A 3,526-nucleotide genomic window follows, 5' to 3' on the forward strand; every position below is an offset into this window, starting at 1 on the left:
GCTACATCCAGCCGAACGGCCCCACGCACAAGTATTGGCTCGTCTACGACATCGACCGCCCAGGGGCTGCGATGGACTGGAGCGACCGCAATTGCCCGCCGCCCTCGATCACAGCCATGAATCCCGCCAATGGGCACGCTCACCTGATCTACGGCCTCAAAACCCCCGTCAGGACTGCGCCTGGCGCGAAATCTGACCCACTCAGGTACGCGGGAGCCATAGATTCCACGCTACAGCAGGCACTCGGGGCAGACCCGCAGTACAGCGGCCTGATCTGCAAGAACCCGCTGCACCCGCACTGGGTTGTGGCGGCGTGGGAGCCCCGCCTGTACACGCTGAACGATCTGGACAGCTGGCTTGACCTCAGCGCGGCGAAAGACCGGCGCAAGCGCCTGCCTGCGTACGGACTGGGTCGTAACTGCAACCTCTTCGAGCAGCTCAGCCAGTGGTCGTACAAGGCCATACGCCAGGGCTGGCCGGGTTACGACCAGTGGCACGCCGCCTGCCTGCAGCGGGCCCTCATGTACAACGCTGGGTTCCCTTGCCCCCTGGATCACCAGGAGGTGGGCCATATCGCCAAGTCGGTGGCTAGGTACACACACGCCCGGTTCACGCCCGAGGGCTTCAGTGCGTGGCAGGCCGCACAGGGATCGAAGAAGGGCAAGGCGCTGCGTGACCAGCTCAGGCCGAAGCTGGTCAGCCTGCTTGACGAGGGCCGCTCAGAGGCCGAAATAGCGCGCCTGACGGGCCAATCAAGGCAAACAATCAACAACTGGGTAAGAGGCCTCAAATGACCCTTAAAGATGCATTCCGCCAGGACGAACTCCCGGACCTTCTAGCCGATCTATCCCATGTCATCGACATGGTGGATGGCTGGGCCCTGCGCAACGAGTCAATTGACTACGATCTCGCAATGTACGCGGCCAGCCTGATTGCCCGCATCGCCAACAAAGCGAACCCTCAGTAAAAGTTGTCAAAAAGCCATATCAGATAATAGCCCCGTTTACGGGGGCTTCAGCTGTGCCCCTCCAGATGTAAATCCCCCCGCTCTTCACAAGTCCAGGTGGTCGCCAGTGCAGTGACCGAAGGGCGCTGTGATGGTGAACGCCCAACAAGCAAAGCGCGTTAGCCACAAATCCACTAACCCCTGATCTAGAGCCTCTGTTACCTTTTGTAACTTGCACGGCTTTTGATTATAAGCCAGGATACACAGAGGGCCCTCCCGGCGCTTCGCTTGGTCGGTTCCTCTGTGACCTGGTTCAGGGGGCGTGCCGCCCCCCGAAACCCCCCAGCCGGCCCCCGCCGCCGCGGACTAAAGTCCGCAACGTCGGGGGCCTCGACTAAGAGCCAATCCATGACCGAGCCAAAGCGCGAAAAGATCATCAAGGTGCGGGTGACCCCCGAGGAACTGGCCACCCTCCAGATGCACAGCACCAGGACGGAGCTGGCCCGCTGGATGCGGGAGAGCTGCCTGAATCCCGGCCAGACCGATCTAGTCCGTGATCTGCGCGGCGCGGCCCCGGCGGCTGATCCCGCGTTGCTGCGCCAGTTGGCGAGTATCGGGAACAACCTCAACCAGATCGCCCGCAAGATGAACACCGCCGAGTGGGGCGCTGTTGATCGCGTCCAGGTCATCGGCGCCCTGGCCGGGGTTGAGCGTGAGTTGGCCGAACTGCGAGCGCTGCACAAGTGATCGTGAAGTTCCACGCCAGGGGCACTGGCGGCGGCAAGGGGCCGACGCAGTACCTGCTGGGCCGGGACGGCCAGCGGGAGGGGGCAACCCTGCTGCGTGGCGATCCTGAGCAGGTGGCCGAACTGATCGACTCCAGCCGGTACGCCAAGAAGTACACCAGCGGCGTGCTGAGCTTTGCCGAGGCGGATCTACCGCCCGAGCAGAAACGGGCCCTCATGGACAGTTTCGAGAAGGCGCTACTGCCCGGCCTAGAGGCCCGGCAGTACAGCTGCCTATGGGTTGAGCACCAAGACAAGGGACGATTAGAGCTGAACTTCGTCATCCCCAACCTGGAGCTGACCGAGGGCAAGCGCTTGCAGCCCTACTATCACGTCGCCGATCAGCGCCGGGTCGATGCCTGGGCGACGGTTCAGCGCGCCGAGCTGGGCCTTTCCGACCCGAAAGACCCAGCTCGCAGGCGGGCCCTTGTAACGCCCCGCGACTTGCCGCCAGAGCGTCAGCAGGTCGCGCAGCAGATCACGGACGGGCTGCTGGCCCTTGCCGCCCAGGGCGAGGTGCGCAGCCGTGCTGACGTGCTCGAAAAGTTGACAGGTGCAGGCTTCCAGGTGGCCCGCGAAACCAAGTCATCCATCAGCATCGCCGACCCGGACGGCGGCAAGAACATACGCCTCAAGGGGGCCCTCTATGAGCGGGATTTCAGACTTGGCCCGGAGCTTCGAGGAGAAATCGAAGCAGCAAGCCAGCGATATCGAGACGGGCGTGACGAACGCCTACAAACAGCACGAACAGACCTTGCTCGCGGCATTGAGATCAAGCGAACAGAGCTTGAGCGGCGCCATCCAGGCCCGCGAGAAGAGCCTCAGCGAGCTTTTGAGCGCGACCGAGGCCAACACCAGGGCGTTAGTCCTATCGGGCTGGAAATGGCTCGCAGGGAGCCTGCTGGCGGTCATCCTGGCCGCGAGCGGGGCCCTGTGGTGGACAGGGCTGACGGTGGCGGAGAATTTCCAGATCATCGAGCAGCAGAAGGCCACGATGGCCCGCGCCCAGGCGCTGGGGATGGAGTTCTACAGCGACGGAAAAGACGAGTACCTCCTGCTGCCCAAAGGGAAGAAGGCGTCCAGCGGGTGGAATTTCAAGGAACTTGGCCGAGAGGCCGTGAAGTTGGAGAAGTAGGCTATGACGGAGATCGAGAAGGCCTTGCTAGACGCCTTGGAGAGTTTACAGAGCGAGCACGAGCAGCAGCTGAGCAGTTTCGCCGAGACCTTGCAAAGTATGCGGATCGAGCACGCGAAGGGCTCGAAGCTGTGGGCCGAAGCTGCCGCGACCTTGCAGGGGCAGTACGAGCGCAGCCAGACAGAGAACATGGCCCTGTCGCAGCAGGTGCAGAGCTTGAGCGGACAAGTGAACGACTTGGCGCAGCGCGTCGAGGGTTTGAGCCGCGCGCTCAGGAAGTGATCCAGGAGCATCAGCGGCATAAGTCGCGCCGTGGGCCCACCTTGGGTTAGGCTGGACCCCAGAAAAAACAAAACCCCCGTGCTCTGATCATCTTGGCGGAAGAGAGAGCGACGGGGGCCCCGCAAGAGCATTGGAGTGCCCTTGAACGTGTTGAAAGCATACCACGACGCCGCAGACGATCAACCGCGACAAGCGATCCAGCTTGAGCTGTTCCGCGAGCGCCTACCGGCCAAGCCGTACCATACCGACGACCTGCGCGCAGGACTCCAGGTGCGCAGCGCCGAGCGCGCTGCCCTGGCCCGCTACATCCAGCCGAACGGCCCCACGCACAAGTATTGGCTCGTCTACGACATCGACCGCCCAGGGGCTGCGATGGAC

Annotated in this window: 6 protein-coding genes and 1 pseudogene; all 7 read left to right on the forward strand. The window is 63.0% G+C overall.

The window, feature by feature from the left end:
• Positions 1–794: replication initiation protein (locus tag GHN86_RS22735; protein ID WP_153387366.1), on the forward strand; the 794-nt coding region annotated here is incomplete at its 5' end.
• Complete coding sequence (locus GHN86_RS22740) at positions 791–967, forward strand: hypothetical protein (RefSeq protein ID WP_153387367.1); 177 nt, start codon at positions 791–793, stop codon at positions 965–967. The genes GHN86_RS22735 and GHN86_RS22740, both read left to right, overlap by 4 nt.
• A gap of 387 nt (positions 968–1,354) precedes the next feature.
• On the forward strand, positions 1,355–1,693 hold the full coding sequence (locus GHN86_RS22745) for a MobC family plasmid mobilization relaxosome protein (RefSeq protein ID WP_073514994.1): 339 nt from the start codon (positions 1,355–1,357) through the stop codon (positions 1,691–1,693).
• Positions 1,694–1,806: 113 nt separating this feature from the next.
• Positions 1,807–2,070: pseudogene (locus GHN86_RS24145) on the forward strand (relaxase/mobilization nuclease domain-containing protein); the annotation flags it as partial.
• Positions 2,071–2,377: 307 nt separating this feature from the next.
• The gene (locus GHN86_RS23765; RefSeq protein WP_053221399.1) at positions 2,378–2,866 is read left to right on the forward strand and encodes an MbeB family mobilization protein; all 489 of its coding nucleotides are present in this window, start codon (positions 2,378–2,380) and stop codon (positions 2,864–2,866) included.
• Positions 2,867–2,869: 3 nt separating this feature from the next.
• Positions 2,870–3,148, forward strand: coding sequence for an MbeD/MobD family mobilization/exclusion protein (locus tag GHN86_RS23770; RefSeq protein WP_048403092.1), 279 nt, complete (start codon positions 2,870–2,872; stop codon positions 3,146–3,148).
• A gap of 147 nt (positions 3,149–3,295) precedes the next feature.
• Positions 3,296–3,526, forward strand: a 231-nt coding sequence (locus tag GHN86_RS22755) for a replication initiation protein (RefSeq protein WP_323370012.1), incomplete at its 3' end; no start/stop codon positions are given.

Source organism: Pseudomonas helleri, assembly GCF_009600315.1.
GTDB lineage: Bacteria > Pseudomonadota > Gammaproteobacteria > Pseudomonadales > Pseudomonadaceae > Aquipseudomonas > Aquipseudomonas helleri_A.

Coding starts and splice junctions, on each gene's coding strand:
- GHN86_RS23770 (WP_048403092.1), top strand. CDS start 2,870: ATGACGGAGATCGAGAAGGCCTTGCTAGACGCCTTGGAGAGTTTACAG.
- GHN86_RS23765 (WP_053221399.1), top strand. CDS start 2,378: ATGAGCGGGATTTCAGACTTGGCCCGGAGCTTCGAGGAGAAATCGAAG.
- GHN86_RS22740 (WP_153387367.1), top strand. CDS start 791: ATGACCCTTAAAGATGCATTCCGCCAGGACGAACTCCCGGACCTTCTA.
- GHN86_RS22745 (WP_073514994.1), top strand. CDS start 1,355: ATGACCGAGCCAAAGCGCGAAAAGATCATCAAGGTGCGGGTGACCCCC.